Genomic DNA, 17918 nt, shown 5'->3' with positions numbered 1-17918 from the left:
GTACGCACTGGTTTACCGTTAACATCAATATAAGGAATATAAAATGAAAGCAGCTCGTTTTTATGACCGAGGGGATATTCGAATTGAAGATATCCCTGAACCGAAAGTACTTCCAGGCACAGTTGGAATTCAAGTTGCGTGGTGTGGTATTTGCGGTACAGATTTACATGAATTCATGGAAGGTCCTATTTTTATTCCACCTTGTGGTCACCCACACCCAATTTCGGGAGAATCTGCACCTGTAACAATGGGACATGAATTTTCAGGCGTGGTTTATGCAGTTGGAGAGGGTGTAGATGATATCCAAATTGGGCAACATGTCGTAGTTGAACCCTACATCATTGCTGACGATGTGCCGACTGGCCCCAATGATAAGTATCATTTATCAAAAAATATGAACTTTATTGGTTTAGGCGGACGCGGTGGTGGTCTTTCTGAAAAAATTGCAGTTCAGCGGCGTTGGGTACATCCTATTTCAAATGATATTCCTTTAGACCAAGCAGCATTGATAGAACCTTTATCTGTCGGTCATCATGCCTATGTCAGAAGTGGCGCAAAAGCTGGCGATATCGCACTGGTTGGTGGAGCAGGCCCAATAGGCTTACTTTTATCTGCTATTTTAAAGGCTAAAGGTCTCACGGTCATCATTACTGAACTGAGTGCAAAACGTAAAGAAAAAGCGATAGAAGCGGGTGTTGCCGATTATGTACTAGACCCATCTAAGGTTGATGTAGTTGCTGAGGTAATGAAAATTACAGAAGACCGCGGTGTAGATGTCGCTTTTGAATGTAGTAGTGTCAATAAAGTCATGGATACACTCGTTGCAGCAATGAAACCAACTGGTGTAGTCGTTATCGTTTCTATTTGGAGCCATCCTGCCACAATTAATGTGCATAGTGTGGTGATGAAAGAGCTAGATATTCGTGGCACGATTGCTTATGTAAATGATCATCAGGAAACTATCCGTTTGGTTGAGCAAGGTAAGATTAATCTAGAACCTTTTATTACCCAACGGATTGCATTAGATGATCTTGTTTCTAAAGGCTTTGAAACATTGATTCATAATAATGAGTCTGCTGTAAAAATTATTGTTCATCCGTAGTAACGCCTAATTTGAACGACTAATTTGAATAAACTAGAAATAAACTCTATGTAGCTATTTCTAATATCTTTATAGATAGGGAATGAGTCTGTACGTACAGATTCATTCTCAAATTTACGGCACTGTTGCAAATAGAGATTTGAGTCGATGATGTTCCCTTTAAAAAGTGCTTAGAGACCGAAAACCCTGTTGATTAGACACACTTCACCCTGAGGCTGACCATAATAAAATGACGATGCTTGTCCTTTACGTAGTGCACGCATGACTTCAATACCTTTAATTGTGGCATAAGCCGTCTTCATAGATTTGAATCCTAATGTGGCCCTGATGATTCGCTTTAACTTACCATGATCACATTCAATGACATTATTTTTATACTTAATCTGCCTGTGCTCAATATCTACTGGACATTTTCCTTCTCGCTTTAATCGTGATAAAGCATGGCCATAGGTCGCTGCTTTATCTGTATTGATGACCCGTGGAATTTGCCATTTTTTCACCGTATTGAAGATCTTTCCTAGAAAACTATAGGCTGATTTACTGTTCCGTCTAGCGGAAAGGTAAAAGTCAATCGTATGACCCCGTTGATCAACTGCACGATACAGGTAAGTCCATCGCCCCTTCACTTTGATATAAGTCTCATCCATATGCCATGAATGTAAATCTGTAGGATTACGCCAATACCAGCGTAACCGTTTTTCCATTTCTGGAGCATAACGCTGAACCCAACGATAAATTGTACTGTGATCGGCACTGTTGCAAATAGAGATTTGAGTCGATGATGTTCCCTTTAAAAAGTACTTAGAGACCGAAAACCCTGTTGATTAGACACACTTCACCCTGAGGCTGACCATAATAAAATGACGATGCTTGTCCTTTACGTAGTGCACGCATGACTTCAATACCTTTAATTGTGGCATAAGCCGTCTTCATAGATTTGAATCCTAATGTGGCCCTGATGATCCGCTTTAGCTTGCCATGATCACATTCAATCACGTTATTTTTATACTTAATCTGCCTGTGCTCAAGGTCTGGTGGACATTTACCTTCCCGTTTTAACCGTGATAAAGCACGTCCATATGTGGGTGCTTTATCCGTGTTGATCACTTGTGGAATTTGCCACTTCTTCACATTATTTAACATTTTTCCAAGAAAACAATATGCTGATTTGGTATTACGTCTAGAAGAAAGATAAAAATCAATGGTATCGCCACGTTGATCGACTGCACGATACAGATAAGACCATCGTCCATTCACTTTTACATAGGTTTCATCAATATGCCACGAGCTCAGATCTGTAGGATTACGCCAATACCAGCGTAAACGTTTTTCTATTTCAGGAGCATAACGTTGAACCCAACGGTAAATAGTCGTGTGATCAACATTCACACCCCGTTCGGCCAGCATTTCCTGCAGTTCACGATAGCTAATGCCATATTTACAATACCAGCGCACAGCCCAAAGAATGATTTCGCCCTGAAAATGCCGACCATGGAAAGGATTCATATGCTGCACCTTTAGCTAAAACAGTCTTCAGCTTACCATTCGTGGTTATTTGCAACAGTGCCCAATTAAGCGAATCCATTTGGATACAAGATTTGTATTCAATCCATGTTTCAAAGCGACCGAAGCAATTGAAACGTCTGGTGCTTTACAAGCCTGAACGATCTTAAATTCAGCACTGTATGTTCTTCGTTTTTTCGCAAGAGATGCGATGGATGTCTGATTATTTGTAGTCATAAATTTAAGTCCCCACTTTGTTTTTAAGTGGGGACTAAATTAAAGCTTATAGGATGAATTCATAAGGTGTGTTCAGCGGACGCTTACGATATCCACGCTTTTTTTAATTGAGAAACAACCAAGTTGTTTCGAAAATGGATTTTTACCTATTTTTCTCATAAATGATTTTTAAGTTATTTATATTAATATACGAATTGTTGTTAGAACCCATTTAAAGTGTATATATTCTCACCAAAAAAACCGACTTAGGAGGTTTTTTAAAATCAACTGGATTAAAACTGCGGTTTAACCACCACTAAAATCACTACTGCGAGTAAAATAAGCGTTGGCATTTCATTGAAGAAACGCCAAAACTTATGTGATTTGTAATGCGGGTTTTCCATCAGTTTTTTACGGTAATAACCACAAACAAAATGGTAAATCACCAGTAAGCCCACTAATCCAACTTTCAGGTAAAACCAGAGTGCTTCATGGTAATGCCGAGTTGCATCACCCCAATCCACTAAAAAATGCGCTGTGATGAGAGTGGCAAGCATTGACGGCCACATGATGCCGCGGTACAACTTTCGTTCCATAATCTGGAAACGCTGATGACTCGTGGCATCTTCACTCATCGCATGATAAACATATAAACGTGGCAAGTAGAACAAAGCGGCGAACCAGCAAACTACAGCAATAATATGTAATGCTTTTACCCACAAGAAAGCATCAGAAGGAGCATCCATCTATTCACCCTTTTAAGGGCAGTGTGGCAGAAGTTGATCATCCGTTGCCGAATGATCAACAATTCTTAGCTTAGCCTTCTCAATTTTTTGAAAACAAGACATGCATTTACACCGCCAAAACCGAAACTGTTACTCATCATAGTATTCAATTTTATGTCACATTTTCAAGCACGATATCAAATGGTTTTGCACCTTCATCCAGTTCAGTCACGTTGATTTTTGGTGCAATAAAGTCATTTTGCATCATCAATACTGAATAAATCACTCATATAGGCATACGGATCCAGTCCATTCAGTTTCGCTGACTGTAAGCATCATGTGTTCACAGCTCGTTGACCACTGTACAGTGATCCTGCAAACAGCTAGCTCTTACGTCCCATGTATGAGTATTTGTAGTCATGAATTAAGTCTCCACTTATTTTAAGTGGGGACCAAATTAAGGATTATCGGATAGCTTGATAAAGTGTGTTCACTAGAGAGGTTGCTACAATCCTTTTTGGGGAAGAAATTGTTTTATATAATACTTAGAAATAGATTATATTATTCTTAATTAGATAAGATAAGCAAAATACAGATGCAAACATTTCTATTAGGAAAGAGGGCTCTTTCCGTTCTTGTAGTGCTTATTACATTAATCTTATTTTTGGTTTATGTCCTATTGCGTACAGGACCTTTTGCACCAGTCAAGGTCAGTCTGACACAGGTTAAGTATAAATCTATTCAGCCTAGTCTGTTTGGTATAGCGACTGTTGAAGCTCGTCATAATTACAAAATTGGTCCCACAGCGGCAGGTCGTCTTAAAAACCTTCAAGTCGATATTGGCGATGCTGTACAAACTGGACAGCTCTTGGGAGAAATGGATCCAGTCGATTTGGAAGAAAAAACACTTGCACAACGTGCCATTATCCAAAAAATCATCTCTCAGCAACAAGATATTCAAATTCGTCAAAAGTTTGCACAGCAACAAGTTCAACGCTATCAGCAACTCACCAAAATCAATGCCACCAGTCAAGAGTCACTCGCGATTAAGCAGCAGGAGCTTGATCTCGCTACAACAGCACTTGGCTCAATGCAACAAGAACTTAATAAAGCTCGTGCAGACCTCAATACACTACAAGCCCAGCGCGACAATTTAAATTTAATGGCAACAGCACCAGGTATAGTCACAGCCCGTTATGCAGAACCTGGCTCTACTGTAGTTGCAGGGCAAACCGTATTGGAAATTGTAGACCCGAAGTCTATTTGGTTGAATACACGCTTCGATCAATCTAGTGCGATTGGCTTAGCCTCAGGTTTACCTGCACAAATTCATTTACGTTCGCGTCAAAGTAACACGCTTTCAGGTCAAGTCTTATGGGTAGAGCCTCGTGCAGATGTTATTACCGAAGAAATCTTAGCCAAAGTAGTCTTTAGTCAACAACCTAACCCTCTACCCCCTTTAGGTGAATTAGCAGAAGTGACAATTAAATTAGCACCACTGTCTCGCAGCCTTGCTATTCCAAATGCTGCTATTCACCGCATCAATAACCAAGTCGGTGTCTGGAAAGTGACAGATCAAAAACTACAATTTATTGAAATTAAACTAGGTCGCTCTAATTTAGAGGGTGATGTTCAAGTACTCGATGGTCTATCAGAAAATGATCAAATCGTTTTATATAGTGAAAAACCACTTAATGCGAAAAACCGTTTGCGTATTGTAAAAAATCTTGCAGGAACATCTGAATGATTAGCTTAGCCGGTCGGGATATATTCCATTCATGGGGTAAGTTTGTTTTTACTGGTTTTGGACTTGGCTTGTTGATCGGCGTGACTCTAATTATGGCGGGTGTCTACCGTGGTATGGTGGATGATGCCAAGGCTTTATTAAATAATAGCGGTGCAGATTTATGGGTGGTACAACAAGATACGCTTGGTCCATATGCTGAACCTTCTAGTGTGCGTGATGATTTATATCGTAGTGTCATGACTACACCTGAAGTAGAACATGCCTCAAATATTACTTATCTGACCACACAAGTTCATTATAAAGATAAAGATATCCGTGCGATGGTGGTTGGAATCCATACAGGTGAACATGCCTGGAATAATTTAGGCTGGCCACCTTACCTTTTAGCGGGACGTCAATTGACTCGGGGGCACTATGAAGCTGTTGTAGACATCACTTCAGGACTTAAATTAGGTGATCGCATCAAAATCCGTCGTAATTATTTTACTGTAGTAGGATTGACTCGACGAATGGTGTCATCAGGTGGTGACCCGATGATTTTTATTCCGCTTAAAGATGCACAACAAGCCCAATTTCAAAAAGATAATGCGGCAATTTTACAAGACCGCCGACGTACCGCACAAAATCCGATTTACAATCGTCCTGCGTATCCAGATTTATTAGACAGTGTTCTGAGTGCTCAAACCAGCAATCGTTATGTAAATGCAATTTTAGTCCGTCTTAAAACTGGTACTTCCGCAGAAGATACTGCTGAACACATCCAACGTTGGCAGCAACTGACTGTCTACACGCGTCTTCAAATGGAACATATTTTAATTAGCAAGATGATTGCAACATCAGCAAGGCAGATTGCGATGTTTTTAGTAATTTTGGCTTTGGTGAGCGCGGCAATTGTGGCATTTATTATTTATACCCTAACCATGGATAAAATTCGAGAAATTGCAGTTCTGAAACTAATTGGAACACGCAACCGAACGATTGCCTGGATGATCTTACAGCAAGCGCTCGCACTTGGTCTAATTGGATTTACTATAGGTAAAATCACTTCAACCTTTGCTGCGCCATATTTTCCAAAGTATGTATTATTGATTCCTCAGGATTCTATTCTTGGATTTATTGCTGTGATGTTGATTTGTATGTTGGCAAGTCTAGTAGCTATTCGTATGGCATTACGTATTGATCCAGCCGAAGCAATTGGAGGATAACACATGACCCACGGAATTTTAATTGAGGGTTTAAAAAAACGTTTTGGGCAAGGTGATAATGCTTTTTATGCATTAAAAGATGTCAATATGTGGGTGGATCCAGGAGAAGTTGTTGGACTGATTGGTCCGTCAGGTTCAGGTAAAAGTACCTTATTAAAATGTTTAGGCGCTGTGATTGATCCCACTGAAGGACGTATGACTTTAGGGAGTGAAGTGATTTTTGATCAACACTGGTTGGTAAAAGATTTAAGTGCATTGCGACGTGACAAAATTGGTTTTATGTTCCAAACACCTTATTTGATTCCTTTTTTGAATGTTTTAGATAATGTTGCGCTATTACCTATGCTTGCAGGTGTTCCTAATGACACTGCACGTGCAAGTGCTTTAGAAATTTTGACTGCTTTAGATGTTCAGCATCGTGTTCATGCCATGCCTGGGCAATTATCAGGTGGTGAACAACAACGTGTAGCTATTGCACGCGGCTTGATTAATAAGCCACCTGTCATTTTGGCAGATGAGCCAACGGCACCTTTAGACAGCGTTCGTGCCATGACTGTAATTCGTTTGTTGCACGAAATGGCGGAAAAATTTCAAACAGCAATTATTGTTGTTACACATGACGATAAAATTATTCCGACTTTCCAGCGACTGTATCATATTCGTGAGGGAATAACGTATGAAGAAAAAGGAGAGGGTCGTAGTTTCTAAAAACTTAGAAATTTAAAGTATTTTATCTAGGGCGTGTCATCAATTACCTTGAGGAAAACCACCTTGTCCCCATTATACTTTTATGACTAAACGCTATGCCTTAAGAGATGATCAATGGGAACAGATTAAAGATCTGTTACCTGGACGAATGGGTACTGTTGGAGTAACGGCCAAAGACAACCGACTATTTGTTGAAGCAGTATTGTATCGGTATCGTTCAGGTATCCCGTGGCGAGACTTACCAGAACGCTTTGGTGATTTTAGAGTCGTGCATACTCGTTTTAGCCGTTGGGCTAAAACAGGTGTGTGGCAGAGGGTCTTTGAAGTGCTGTCACATGACAGTGATAATGAATACGCCATGTTAGACTCCACCATTGTACGTGCTCATCAACACAGCGCTGGGAAAAAAAAATCAGGTGATTGGACGCAGTAAAGGTGGCTTAAGCACCAAAATTCATGCCCGTACTGATGCTTTAGGCAACCCAACAGGATTTTATCTCACTGATGGGCAGGCCCATGACTTAAACGGTTCAGATGTGTTGCTGGACTTATCGTTGAGCCAGACCTGGCTTATGGATAAAGCCTACAACTCCAGGGATCGGGTCATTGCTCCAATTTTAGCGGCGAAGGGTCAAATTGTGATGCCAGCGAAAAGTAATTCTATTGATCAGCGTGATTATGACCGACATCTCTACAAGGCAAGACATCTGATCGAGAACTTTTTGCCAAGCTCAAGCAGTATCGTGCTATTGCCACACGCTATGATAAATTGGCTCAAAACTTCTTATCAGCGATCTACTTAGCATCAACAATCATCTCCATTAATTGATGACACGCCCTAGATTCTGTGCATTCTTTCAGCTTATATCGCTCTACTATTAAATCAATTTTATGCAATAGAGCCAGCAAAACACTTGGTTTAAAAATTTAGTCGGTTAAAAGACTCAGAGTGATCATCACTTCAGCTTTTAGCAATAATCCCAATATCTTTACATAGAAAACTTATGAAATGGCCAAGATATCAATTAATTGATGCGCTGAAATCGTGGGTGATGCCATGGGACGACGTAAAATATCTTGTAGGGTATATTGATTGAGAAACTGATAAAACTGACTGAGCGCTTGATCTAATAAATAAGGTAAACCACATGAGGCGCGTAACACACATTCAGGTGCGTCACAATTAACCAAATGGGCTGATACCGCATTATGAGTTTGTAAGGTTTTAATCAGATGACCAATCGAGTAGTGCGCTAAAGGATGGGTTAATTTAACGCCGCCGCCCTTGCCTCTGGACGTGGTTAGCCACTGTTGTTTGGCCATAAAATGAATCACTTTGACCAAGTGATTTCTAGAGACTTGTAAGTCTTTGGCCATTTTTTCGATGGTAAAAGGTGGCTCAGTAGATGACTGGGCCAAATAAATTAAAGCGCGAATCCCGATATCTGTAAATTGGTTTAATTTCATCTTGCTCTCATTAAGGTAAAAAAGTAAGAGGGCGTAAGTTCCCTCTTACTTCCTTTAGGTCTTAAAGTGCAACGCCACCGGTACCAAATGCTTCACTGTGAATATTTTGTGCTGGAATTCCCAATTCAAGCAAGGCTTTATGTTGAACTTGCATGAATGGAATAGGACCACAAAGATAGTAATCTGCATCTTTTGGTAACATTTTGGCATCCAATTGTTTTAGATTCAAACGCCCTTCTGCATGATAGTCACGGCCCAACACATCTTTACTGTCGGTTTGTTCATAAGCCACAAAAACATTTAAATTGTCATGTTTTTTCGCCAAATCTTGCACCGTCTCTTTCATGGCATGTACACGTGAATTACGTACTGCATGAATAAAGTTAATCGGGTTTTTAGGTTCAGGCTTATTAAAGTTCGCCTTGATTTTTTCCCACAGGGTCACTTTTTCGTTCGGATCGGTATTACCGGTCAAAAGTTGGTTCAGCATGGCCATCATCGGTGTTAAACCAATCCCCGCACTAATCAACACATTGGTTTTTTCTGGATTAAACAAGAAGAAATTACCAGTCGGCGCAGACAGCTCAATCACATCATTTTCTTTGACTTTGTTATGTAAAGTCGATGAGACATAACCTGGATCTTGACCTTCTGCTTTTGGACTTTCATTTTTAACCGAAATACGTAAATACTGACCAGTTGAACTGTCGGATAGACTGTATTGACGCGGTTGTTTAAAGCCTAGTGCATCAATAAACAGACGTACAGTGACATATTGTCCGGCTTTATATTCAGGTAGCGCGCCGCCATCTTGAGGCACCAAATAGAACGAAGTAATCTCATCGCTTTCTTTAACTTTTTTAGACACCACAAAGTTGCGCCAGCCTAACCAGCTGCCTTTGGTTTGTTCATGTTCTAAATACATTTTTTGTTCAGTTTCAATAAACAAATTCGCCAATTGACCATACGCCGCAGCCCATGCACTAATTAGCTCATCTTCCATCGGCACACTCAGCACTTCACTGATGGAATGCAGCAAGTTTTCACCAACAATATCGTAATCAGGTGCTTGAATATTCAAACTGACATGTTTGTGACAAATCAATTCAATCACCGGCGCCAGCACCATTGGATCTTCAATATTTTCGGCATAAGCCAGTACCGCGCCCGCCAATGCTTTGGCCTGTGCGCCCGTACGTTGATGCCCCATATTAAAGGTTTCTTTTAATTCTGGATTATTGTTCAGCATACGTTTATAGAAATAATCGGTCAGTGCAACGCCATTTTCGCGTAATACAGGTACGGTTGCTTTTACAATATCTTTTTGATGTTGGCTTAACATAATGCTTAGCTCACTACAGGGTAATTTCTAAAGATGTATTTATAATACACCTTTAAAAACCCATGTCAATTCATCCGTAGCATTTTAATTTTATTTTTTAAAACCTAAAAATTTAAGTCATAAACATTTGATATAACTAAATTTTTAATTATAAATCAATTGGAAATTCTAAAATATAGTCAAAAATAAGACCCCATCACACAAAATAGTGTCGAAAATAAAAATAAGGATTTTAGGGGGATGAATCAGAATTTTTTCTTTTATATCCGCGAGGCTGTCGCTAAAGCACATCTGCATGATGCACACTGATGGCTAAGAAATTAGAATAGAAATAGATGAATCTCTATAAAAATAAGGCACTCAGCCTTAGATCAGTCGCGCTATAGCAAACGGCTGAATTATTTAAAAGGGATGAGCGTAATTTAAAGGTCAGGGTTTTAACTGTGATTTTTTGCGCGCTGAGGCTGCATAGAAAAAATGAAGTGTCATATTTAAAATAGGATCAAACTTATTTTTATGCTTGGTGTTGTTAATCTACCAGATTAAAGACCAGCCTGCCTGCTGAAGTAAATCCTGAGTTTATTTTAAAGAAGACACCGCTAGAGCAGTAAAGATGATCGCCTTAAAAGACAAAGGCCATAGTTACAAATGCACTATGACCTTTATCGATGGACTAGGGCGTGTCATCAATTAATGGAGATGATTGTTGATGCTAAGTAGATCGCTGATAAGAAGTTTTGAGCCAATTTATCATAGCGTGTGGCAATAGCACGATACTGCTTGAGCTTGGCAAAAAAGTTCTCGATCAGATGTCTTGCCTTGTAGAGATGTCGGTCATAATCACGCTGATCAATAGAATTACTTTTCGCTGGCATCACAATTTGACCCTTCGCCGCTAAAATTGGAGCAATGACCCGATCCCTGGAGTTGTAGGCTTTATCCATAAGCCAGGTCTGGCTCAACGATAAGTCCAGCAACACATCTGAACCGTTTAAGTCATGGGCCTGCCCATCAGTGAGATAAAATCCTGTTGGGTTGCCTAAAGCATCAGTACGGGCATGAATTTTGGTGCTTAAGCCACCTTTACTGCGTCCAATCGCCTGATTTTTTTTTCCCAGCGCTGTGTTGATGAGCACGTACAATGGTGGAGTCTAACATGGCGTATTCATTATCACTGTCATGTGACAGCACTTCAAAGACCCTCTGCCACACACCTGTTTTAGCCCAACGGCTAAAACGAGTATGCACGACTCTAAAATCACCAAAGCGTTCTGGTAAGTCTCGCCACGGGATACCTGAACGATACCGATACAATACTGCTTCAACAAATAGTCGGTTGTCTTTGGCCGTTACTCCAACAGTACCCATTCGTCTAGGTAACAGATCTTTAATCTGTTCCCATTGATCATCTCTTAAGGCATAGCGTTTAGTCATAAAAGTATAATGGGGACAAGGTGGTTTTCCTCAAGGTAATTGATGACACGCCCTAGTTAATTTTGCTTAAAAAACAAAATTTTTCATAGCCCACCAAAGTATTATAATTGATCAATCCTGATGCTGATTTTTTTGTATAGATTCTTTTAGCCTGTTATGCTTTTATTTTTGAACAGATTAAATTATACACAAATTGATTTCAATGAATCACTTTTTTGATGCTTCGTTAGTATGTGCTAAGAGCGTATATTAGTATATTAAATTGAAAATAATACCACAGCACCAGTCAGAAAAACCTGACTAGTGTATCGCTGAGGAGATTAGTATTCATAGTTATTACTAATGGACCATTCCTGTAACTTTCCAAACACGATCTGGTCATTAAAAAGCAAATCATTGTTTGCTAGCGTCCTACTCTCATCTGTTGGACAGAAACCATCATCACAGTCTGAATCGACGACCCAACAACCGCGGACAAACAGGATTTCATTTCCTTCTTGCTCCAGCTGTTTTTCCACCCGTTGAATTGCTTCATCAATGTTTTTTGCGCCTAAATAAGCTGTCACATACGCATAGGATTCTGATGGATCCGATGCTTTTTTAAATTCAATGCCTACACAAAAAAGATATTTTTTCATCATTTACTCCTAATTTATTTTTAGTCCAAACTTCTCATCACACTTATTCAGATCCAGCAACTTTTTAGTCTAAAAAACTGAACCTCTATAGAAAATAGGTCAGTAAGGAAAACCTCACTGACCCATATTTAAAATTTAATACGCCAATTTTAACAGAAATCTAAATAATCCAGCGACCAATGCCAAACTTAAAAAACCAGCTAGCCATAAGCCAATAAACCATTTTAATTCAGAAATTTTCATTCAGCCTCCTTAATGATAACCTTCATCACCCACACGGACTTTATCCCTGAAAACCCAATAGGATAATCCGGTATAAATAAGAATGATCGGAATTAAAATCAATGCTCCAATGAGGGCGAACAATTGACTACTGGCAGGTGCTGCAGCCTCCCAAATGGTGACTGATGGTGGAATGACATAAGGCCATAAACTAATCAGAAAACCGCTATAAGCGAGAATTACCAAAGCCAAAGTATAAATGAATGGCAGGAACTCTTTGCGCTGCTTACAGGCTTTGATTGCCAGGAAAGTAAACAGCAGAACCAGTACGGGTACCGGGCTAAAATAAAAGAGTTGCGGTTGACTGAACCAGCGTTCTGCAATTTGAGGATGAGCCAAAGGCGTATAGATGCTGACACAAACAAAAATTATCAGTAATGAAATCAGCAGTTTTGGCATCAATTGAAACATGCGGTTCTGCAGCATTTTTTCAGTTTTAAAGATCAACCAGCCACATCCTAGCGTTGCATACAGTACGACTACACTTAAACCGGTAAACAGGGAAAAAGGTGTTAACCAATCCAGACCGCCGCCAGTATATATCCCATTGGTGGTTTCAATACCCTGAATATAGGCACCCAAAATTACGCCTTGTAAAAATGAACTCAGAATGGAACCCCAAATAAAAGCTTGATCCCAGAGATGTTTAGTTTTATTGGCCTTAAACCGGAATTCGAAGGCAACTCCCCTGAAGATTAGCGCAATCACCATCAGAATAATCGGCATATACAGAGCCGATAACACAGTGGAATACACCAAAGGAAACGCAGCAAATAATCCTGCTCCACCCAGTACCATCCAGGTTTCATTACCATCCCAGACTGGCGCGACGGTATTCATCATAACATCACGTTCCTGCCGATCGGAAATAAAGGGAAATAGAATACCGATACCGAGATCAAAACCATCTAGCACGATATAGATCAGTACACCTAATCCAATAATTAGAATCCAAATCAATGATAAATCGATCATTTTTGATTCTCCTGAGATTGCGTAGAACTTACTTGATCCAGATCGCTCTCATCATCAATCGTACTTAATGGACGTTTTGATGCCTGTATAACTGCCTGCTCACTATGTGGTGCCGAATGTATAAATTCTGGACCTTTGCGCATCAATTTCAACATGTAGAAAATGCCGACTCCAAACACAATAAAGTAGACCATCACAAAAATAATAAGGGTTAAACCTACCTGTTCCGCTGAAACTGGAGAAAGTGTATCTTTGGTACGCAATACACCATAAACAACCCATGGTTGACGACCGACTTCAGTGGTAAACCAACCTGCAAGTAAAGCGATAAATCCTGAAGGTCCCATGTATAGCGCAAATCTATGCAACCATACCGAGTCATAGAACTTGTCAGTTTTTCTTAGCCATGCACCTAGCACCGCCATTAAAATCATCAGTACACCAAGTCCGACCATAATTCGGAAACTCCAGAACACGACCAGCGAGTTTGGACGGTCTTCAGGTGCAAATTCCTTTAAGCCTTTGACTTCACCATCTAAGGTATGTGTCATGATCAGGCTACCTAGATTCGGAATTCCGATCGCATACTTGGTTTCTTCAGCTTCCATATCTGGAATACCAAATAAATACAGTGGCATGCCATGATCTTTATTGGTTTCCCAGTGTCCTTCCATAGCTGCCAGTTTGGCCGGTTGGTGTTCTAGGGTATTCAAGCCATGTAGATCTCCGACAAACATTTGCAATGGTGCCAATGCGAGAATCATCCACATTGCCATTGAAAATGATTTTTTCACTAAGGCATCACGACGGCCTTTTAATAAATGGAAAGCAGCTGTTGCTGCAACTAACAAGGCTGAAACAAGGAAAGCGGCCATCGCCATATGTGCTAATCGGTATGGGAAGGATGGATTAAATACAATCGCAAACCAATCTTGCGGGACGATAATCCCATTTTCTATAATGAAGCCTTGAGGTGTTTGCATCCAGCTGTTCGAAGATAGAATCCAGAACATGGAGATACAGGTACCCACTGCAACCATTAGTGTTGCAAAAAAATGAGTTTTTGGACCTACTCTACCCCAGCCAAAAAGCATAATCCCAAGAAAACCTGCTTCAAGGAAAAAAGCACTTAAGACCTCATAAGCTAATAATGGTCCTGTCACACTGCCGGAAATTCGTGAAAACTCACTCCAGTTGGTACCAAACTGATAGCTCATCACCACGCCAGAGACCACGCCCATACCAAAGGACAGGGCAAAGACTTTGATCCAGAACTTAAATAAGTCTCGGTATACTGGATCGTTAGTTTTAAGCCAACGCCATTCCAGAACAGCCAGAAAACTGGCCAAACCAATAGAAATGGCAGGAAAAATGATATGAAACGATACGGTAAATGCAAACTGGATACGCGCCAGTTCTAGCGCGGTTAACCCTAAGTCCATGTTGTCACCTTATCCTTCTATTAATGGGTGAAAAGATTTCAGCAAAACACTCTGAAATATCGTTTTATGTATATTTAAATTTAAGTGTGTCCACATATTTACAGTATTGTAAATACGTAAGCCTTCACGTTTGCATGCCCACATTACTTTTTTAAGGCTGAGATAACTCATAATGCTGCTAACAGGCAACAAAGTATTAATTTTCATGATTAAAACTCTTTAAGATGTTGTGTGGTACAAACAGATCAACTGTTTGATGTGACAAATCGTGTCTTAAAGAGCCAAAGGAGGCGCTCTGCCCTGCGGCAGCAAATACAGCTTCTGTAAGCTGAAATAGACATGCCGGAAAACAGTCTGATAGAAATTTAATCTGACTTGAATCCGGTCCAGAACTTCATCAATCCCCAACTTAAATGGCAGCACCAAATCACCATAGACCTTACAATATTGGCATTGATGGTTATGTTCATTGTGATCGTGGGAATGTTGAAGCATCAAATCCTGTAGCAGCTCATGATGAACCGAGTGAATATGATGATGATCAGCAGGCGAAAGAAGATTGTGGGTGATCGACATACAGACCGGAGCAATATGAAATTTTTCCGGCAGCAGAGGCTGTAAATATACTGCAATTTGCAAAAGTATGGCTGCAAATGCAATAAAGATTCCACTTCGCTTCAGCAAGTTTTCTCTCGACTGGCATCGAATAAGAGGGATACGCTGGATAAAAAGATGAAATTTAAAGATAAATTCCTACTTATTTACTCAGCTTTTCATTCTATAAATATATAATATATATTCGTTTTTGAAAAGCAAAAAAAAAAAATAAATAAAAAGTTGATTAAATTAAACACTTAAGATAATAAAATAACTTTCTCTTACAGTTGATGCAGGAGAAAGTTATTTATTGTACAAAGAGTGTTCAGAAGAAGACTTTGCTTACTTGAAATAATTGAGAGGCAATTTTAAGTAAGATACGCCATTTTGTTCTGGTTGGGGAAAGCGTCCCGCATTCATATTAATCTGAATGGATGGCAGAATCAGCTCAGGCATTCTCAAGGTTGCATCACGTTTTTGGCGCATTGCAACAAACTCCGCTTTTTCTGTGCCAATATGAATATGAATATTAAACTGTTTCTGAGTTTTGATATCCGTTTCACAGATGTAGTCATGACGTGATTCCGGTAAATAGTCATGACATAGGAAAACACGAGTGTCTTCAGGCAACTGATAGAGGGTCTGTACAGAGTCAAATAAAGTCGCAGCACTGCCCTTAGGAAAATCACATCGTGCCGTTCCATAATCAGGCATAAACAAGGTATCACCCACAAAAACAGCATCCCCAATCACATAACTCAAGCATGCAGGTGTATGGCCAGGAGTAGGAATATTATAGGCTTTCAGGTTGCCAATATGAAATTCTTCGTGATCCTGAAATACATGATCAAATGTCTGGTAAGCATTGAATTGTTTGATATCAATGTTATAGATTGAGCTAAAGGTGTCCTGTACCAGTGAAATTCGTTCGCTCATCGCTGTTTTTCCACCCAGTTTCTGTTTCAGATATTGGGCTGCAGTCAGATGATCTGCATGAACATGGGTTTCCAGAATCCATTCGACAGTTAAACCTTGCTCTTTGATATAGGCAATGATACGGTCTGCCTGTGTGGTTGAAGTGCTTGCAGATGCCGCATCATAATCCAGCACACTGTCAATAATTGCACAGCGCTTTGTGACTGGATCGGATACCACGTAACTGAATGTATTGGTTGCCTCGTCAAAAAAATTCTGTACCAGTGGGTGTTTTGCCATGGTTATTCTCCAGCCCATTTACGGTGCAACAATACGCCAATAAACATCGCGATAATAAAATAGAAGACTTGGTAATGCCCTAGGCCAATCAATGTGAAACTTGGTGCGGGACATACCCCAGCAATCCCCCAACCGATACCAAATAAGAGGCTGCCAATGATTAAGCGTGGGTCAAGTTTTTGACTGGTTGGCAATACAATAGGTTCGTTAAATACGGTTTTCGGTGCTTCAGAACGCATGGCCTTTTGAAATGGAATGAATGCCACAGCAATTGCACCCATCATGACAAAAGCCAGACTGGCATCCCAATCACCAAACAGATCCAGGAAATCCAGCACTTTTTCAGGATTCGACATACCTGAAACCATCAGTCCAACAGAAAAAAGAGCACCAAAAATAAAAGCTAGAATATTTTTCATTTTAAAATGCTCCGGTTACGTGACGAACAAGATAAACAGTAACAAAACCTGCAAACATGAAGGTGATAGTTGCGAAAATAGAGCGTTTTGATAAGCGGCTCATTCCGCAGATCCCATGACCACTGGTACAACCCGAACCTAAGCGAGTACCAAAACCAACCAGCAAACCTGCAATAATCATCATGAGTGGGCTTGCATTCAGTTCAATTTCAGGCTGTATAAACAGACCATAAATAAATGGCGTGATCATTAGACCCAATAAAAACCAGATCGCAGGGGTTTTAAAGATGGTCTGAGGATTCAGCACTTGTCCGATCAAACCACTGATGCCTGCAATGCGACCATGCACATAAAGATAACCTACGACCGAAATGCCGAGCATCAAGCCGCCTAGAAAAGCAATCAGAAAGTCATGCATAGCGAGTTTACTTCTTTACAATATATTTTTTTATAATATATAATACTAAATATTAATCAAGTCCCTTGTGATATTATTCTGTAACTAATTTTCAATATATCGGATTGAAGGATATTGTAATGAATACTGTAGTTAGTCAGGCTAAAATTGATTTTTCAGAAGCAGACCGAGTGACTGGCTGTTTAAAAGTCTTGTCCAATCCTGACCGTCTAAAAATTCTCTGTGTTTTAGTGGATGGTGAACTCAATGTGCAACAAATTGAGGATGGCACTGATATTCATCAACCCACCCTATCGCAACAACTGGCTGTACTGCGTAAAAGCAATATGGTGAGTACCCGTCGTGAAGGTAAACAGATTTTCTATCAGGTTGCTGATCCTAAAGTTCTTACGCTTATGCAAACCTTGCATCAATTATACTGTGCTGCTTAAGCCTCTTTTTCACTCTAGCTGGCTTTGTTGCACAAAGGTTTAAAAGATAGAT

Annotated in this window: 17 protein-coding genes and 5 pseudogenes; 6 read left to right on the top strand and 16 right to left on the bottom strand. The window is 40.0% G+C overall.

The genetic code is table 11. The annotated features are described in order from the left end of the window. The first annotated feature begins 43 nt into the window (after positions 1-43). A complete protein-coding gene (locus GTK57_RS06480) occupies positions 44-1102 on the top strand; it encodes a 2,3-butanediol dehydrogenase (protein ID WP_004281883.1) in 1059 nt (352 codons plus the stop codon). 170 nt (positions 1103-1272) lie between these two features. Here GTK57_RS06480 and GTK57_RS06475 read toward each other — a convergent pair. The 6 genes and pseudogenes from GTK57_RS06475 to GTK57_RS14845 all read right to left on the bottom strand — a co-directional run. Continuing rightward, positions 1273-1857 (bottom strand): annotated as a pseudogene (locus GTK57_RS06475) (IS6 family transposase); the annotation flags it as partial. A gap of 46 nt (positions 1858-1903) precedes the next feature. After that, entirely contained in the window at positions 1904-2608 is a 705-nt protein-coding gene (locus GTK57_RS06470; protein WP_087011447.1) for an IS6-like element IS1006 family transposase, read from the bottom strand. A gap of 45 nt (positions 2609-2653) precedes the next feature. Then, positions 2654-2842: a transposase gene (locus GTK57_RS06465; protein WP_163122001.1), complete on the bottom strand. Its 189-nt coding sequence runs from the start codon at positions 2840-2842 to the stop codon at positions 2654-2656. A 272-nt stretch (positions 2843-3114) separates the two neighbouring features. Continuing rightward, on the bottom strand, positions 3115-3567 hold the full coding sequence (gene hemJ / locus GTK57_RS06460) for a protoporphyrinogen oxidase HemJ (protein WP_074947791.1): 453 nt from the start codon (positions 3565-3567) through the stop codon (positions 3115-3117). Positions 3568-3632: 65 nt separating this feature from the next. After that, positions 3633-3829 (bottom strand): annotated as a pseudogene (locus GTK57_RS06455) (beta-ketoacyl-ACP synthase I); the annotation flags it as partial. Further along, a pseudogene (locus tag GTK57_RS14845) lies at positions 3825-3929 on the bottom strand (transposase domain-containing protein); the annotation flags it as partial. The pseudogenes GTK57_RS14845 and GTK57_RS06455, both read right to left, overlap by 5 nt. 212 nt (positions 3930-4141) lie before the next feature. On the opposite strand from GTK57_RS14845, the gene GTK57_RS06450 reads away from it, so the two are divergent. From GTK57_RS06450 to GTK57_RS06435, 4 genes and pseudogenes are all read left to right on the top strand, one after another. After that, entirely contained in the window at positions 4142-5293 is a 1152-nt protein-coding gene (locus GTK57_RS06450; protein ID WP_074947792.1) for an efflux RND transporter periplasmic adaptor subunit, read from the top strand. After that, positions 5290-6498 (top strand): ABC transporter permease, encoded by a 1209-nt coding sequence (locus tag GTK57_RS06445; RefSeq protein ID WP_074947793.1) that lies wholly within the window; start codon positions 5290-5292, stop codon positions 6496-6498. Before GTK57_RS06450 ends, GTK57_RS06445 begins: the two co-directional genes overlap by 4 nt. 3 nt (positions 6499-6501) lie before the next feature. After that, on the top strand, positions 6502-7206 hold the full coding sequence (locus tag GTK57_RS06440) for an ABC transporter ATP-binding protein (RefSeq protein ID WP_074947794.1): 705 nt from the start codon (positions 6502-6504) through the stop codon (positions 7204-7206). Positions 7207-7288: 82 nt separating this feature from the next. Further along, a pseudogene (locus GTK57_RS06435) lies at positions 7289-8035 on the top strand (IS5 family transposase). A gap of 173 nt (positions 8036-8208) precedes the next feature. Here GTK57_RS06435 and GTK57_RS06430 read toward each other — a convergent pair. The 10 genes and pseudogenes from GTK57_RS06430 to GTK57_RS06385 form a co-directional block, all read right to left on the bottom strand. Next, complete coding sequence (locus GTK57_RS06430; RefSeq protein ID WP_092693058.1) at positions 8209-8673, bottom strand: RrF2 family transcriptional regulator; 465 nt, start codon at positions 8671-8673, stop codon at positions 8209-8211. A 61-nt stretch (positions 8674-8734) separates the two neighbouring features. Next, positions 8735-10015 carry an NO-inducible flavohemoprotein gene (gene hmpA / locus GTK57_RS06425; RefSeq protein WP_092693055.1) on the bottom strand — a complete coding sequence of 427 codons (1281 nt, stop codon included), beginning with the start codon at positions 10013-10015 and terminating at the stop codon, positions 8735-8737. 686 nt (positions 10016-10701) lie between these two features. Continuing rightward, a pseudogene (locus tag GTK57_RS06420) lies at positions 10702-11449 on the bottom strand (IS5 family transposase). A 320-nt stretch (positions 11450-11769) separates the two neighbouring features. Then, positions 11770-12087, bottom strand: a complete 318-nt coding sequence (locus tag GTK57_RS06415) for a hypothetical protein (RefSeq protein ID WP_163121999.1) — start codon at positions 12085-12087, stop codon at positions 11770-11772. A gap of 252 nt (positions 12088-12339) precedes the next feature. Then, a complete protein-coding gene (gene cydB / locus GTK57_RS06410; protein ID WP_163121996.1) occupies positions 12340-13344 on the bottom strand; it encodes a cytochrome d ubiquinol oxidase subunit II in 1005 nt (334 codons plus the stop codon). After that, complete coding sequence (locus GTK57_RS06405; RefSeq protein WP_163121994.1) at positions 13341-14786, bottom strand: cytochrome ubiquinol oxidase subunit I; 1446 nt, start codon at positions 14784-14786, stop codon at positions 13341-13343. The genes cydB and GTK57_RS06405 overlap by 4 nt, the downstream gene beginning before the upstream one ends. A 273-nt stretch (positions 14787-15059) precedes the next feature. After that, positions 15060-15470 carry a DUF2946 family protein gene (locus GTK57_RS14675; RefSeq protein ID WP_081401333.1) on the bottom strand — a complete coding sequence of 137 codons (411 nt, stop codon included), beginning with the start codon at positions 15468-15470 and terminating at the stop codon, positions 15060-15062. Between the two features lie 255 nt (positions 15471-15725). Further along, positions 15726-16598 carry an MBL fold metallo-hydrolase gene (locus GTK57_RS06395; protein ID WP_163121990.1) on the bottom strand — a complete coding sequence of 291 codons (873 nt, stop codon included), beginning with the start codon at positions 16596-16598 and terminating at the stop codon, positions 15726-15728. 2 nt (positions 16599-16600) lie between these two features. Beyond that, a complete protein-coding gene (locus tag GTK57_RS06390) occupies positions 16601-17017 on the bottom strand; it encodes a YeeE/YedE family protein (protein WP_086200033.1) in 417 nt (138 codons plus the stop codon). Between the two features lies 1 nt (position 17018). Next, a complete protein-coding gene (locus GTK57_RS06385) occupies positions 17019-17435 on the bottom strand; it encodes a YeeE/YedE family protein (RefSeq protein ID WP_163121988.1) in 417 nt (138 codons plus the stop codon). A 119-nt stretch (positions 17436-17554) separates the two neighbouring features. Between GTK57_RS06385 and GTK57_RS06380 the strand changes: the two genes are divergently transcribed. Then, positions 17555-17866: an ArsR/SmtB family transcription factor gene (locus GTK57_RS06380; RefSeq protein ID WP_005404971.1), complete on the top strand. Its 312-nt coding sequence runs from the start codon at positions 17555-17557 to the stop codon at positions 17864-17866. The last annotated feature ends 52 nt before the right edge of the window (positions 17867-17918 follow it).

This window comes from Acinetobacter portensis (genome assembly GCF_010646905.1).
In the GTDB taxonomy this organism is placed as follows: domain Bacteria; phylum Pseudomonadota; class Gammaproteobacteria; order Pseudomonadales; family Moraxellaceae; genus Acinetobacter; species Acinetobacter portensis.
Note: the sequence above shows the minus strand (reverse complement) of the source record. Positions and strands in the feature narration are given on the sequence as shown.

Bases quoted from the DNA above. Each gene is read 5' to 3' on its own strand.
- GTK57_RS06385 (WP_163121988.1), bottom strand. From the start codon at position 17,435: ATGCATGACTTTCTGATTGCTTTTCTAGGCGGCTTGATGCTCGGCATT.
- GTK57_RS06415 (WP_163121999.1), bottom strand. From the start codon at position 12,087: ATGAAAAAATATCTTTTTTGTGTAGGCATTGAATTTAAAAAAGCATCG.
- GTK57_RS06445 (WP_074947793.1), top strand. From the start codon at position 5,290: ATGATTAGCTTAGCCGGTCGGGATATATTCCATTCATGGGGTAAGTTT.
- GTK57_RS06430 (WP_092693058.1), bottom strand. From the start codon at position 8,673: ATGAAATTAAACCAATTTACAGATATCGGGATTCGCGCTTTAATTTAT.
- GTK57_RS06390 (WP_086200033.1), bottom strand. From the start codon at position 17,017: ATGAAAAATATTCTAGCTTTTATTTTTGGTGCTCTTTTTTCTGTTGGA.
- hemJ (WP_074947791.1), bottom strand. From the start codon at position 3,567: ATGGATGCTCCTTCTGATGCTTTCTTGTGGGTAAAAGCATTACATATT.
- GTK57_RS06395 (WP_163121990.1), bottom strand. From the start codon at position 16,598: ATGGCAAAACACCCACTGGTACAGAATTTTTTTGACGAGGCAACCAAT.
- GTK57_RS06405 (WP_163121994.1), bottom strand. From the start codon at position 14,786: ATGGACTTAGGGTTAACCGCGCTAGAACTGGCGCGTATCCAGTTTGCA.
- cydB (WP_163121996.1), bottom strand. From the start codon at position 13,344: ATGATCGATTTATCATTGATTTGGATTCTAATTATTGGATTAGGTGTA.
- hmpA (WP_092693055.1), bottom strand. From the start codon at position 10,015: ATGTTAAGCCAACATCAAAAAGATATTGTAAAAGCAACCGTACCTGTA.
- GTK57_RS06450 (WP_074947792.1), top strand. From the start codon at position 4,142: ATGCAAACATTTCTATTAGGAAAGAGGGCTCTTTCCGTTCTTGTAGTG.
- GTK57_RS06380 (WP_005404971.1), top strand. From the start codon at position 17,555: ATGAATACTGTAGTTAGTCAGGCTAAAATTGATTTTTCAGAAGCAGAC.
- GTK57_RS06465 (WP_163122001.1), bottom strand. From the start codon at position 2,842: ATGACTACAAATAATCAGACATCCATCGCATCTCTTGCGAAAAAACGA.
- GTK57_RS06470 (WP_087011447.1), bottom strand. From the start codon at position 2,608: ATGAATCCTTTCCATGGTCGGCATTTTCAGGGCGAAATCATTCTTTGG.
- GTK57_RS06480 (WP_004281883.1), top strand. From the start codon at position 44: ATGAAAGCAGCTCGTTTTTATGACCGAGGGGATATTCGAATTGAAGAT.
- GTK57_RS06440 (WP_074947794.1), top strand. From the start codon at position 6,502: ATGACCCACGGAATTTTAATTGAGGGTTTAAAAAAACGTTTTGGGCAA.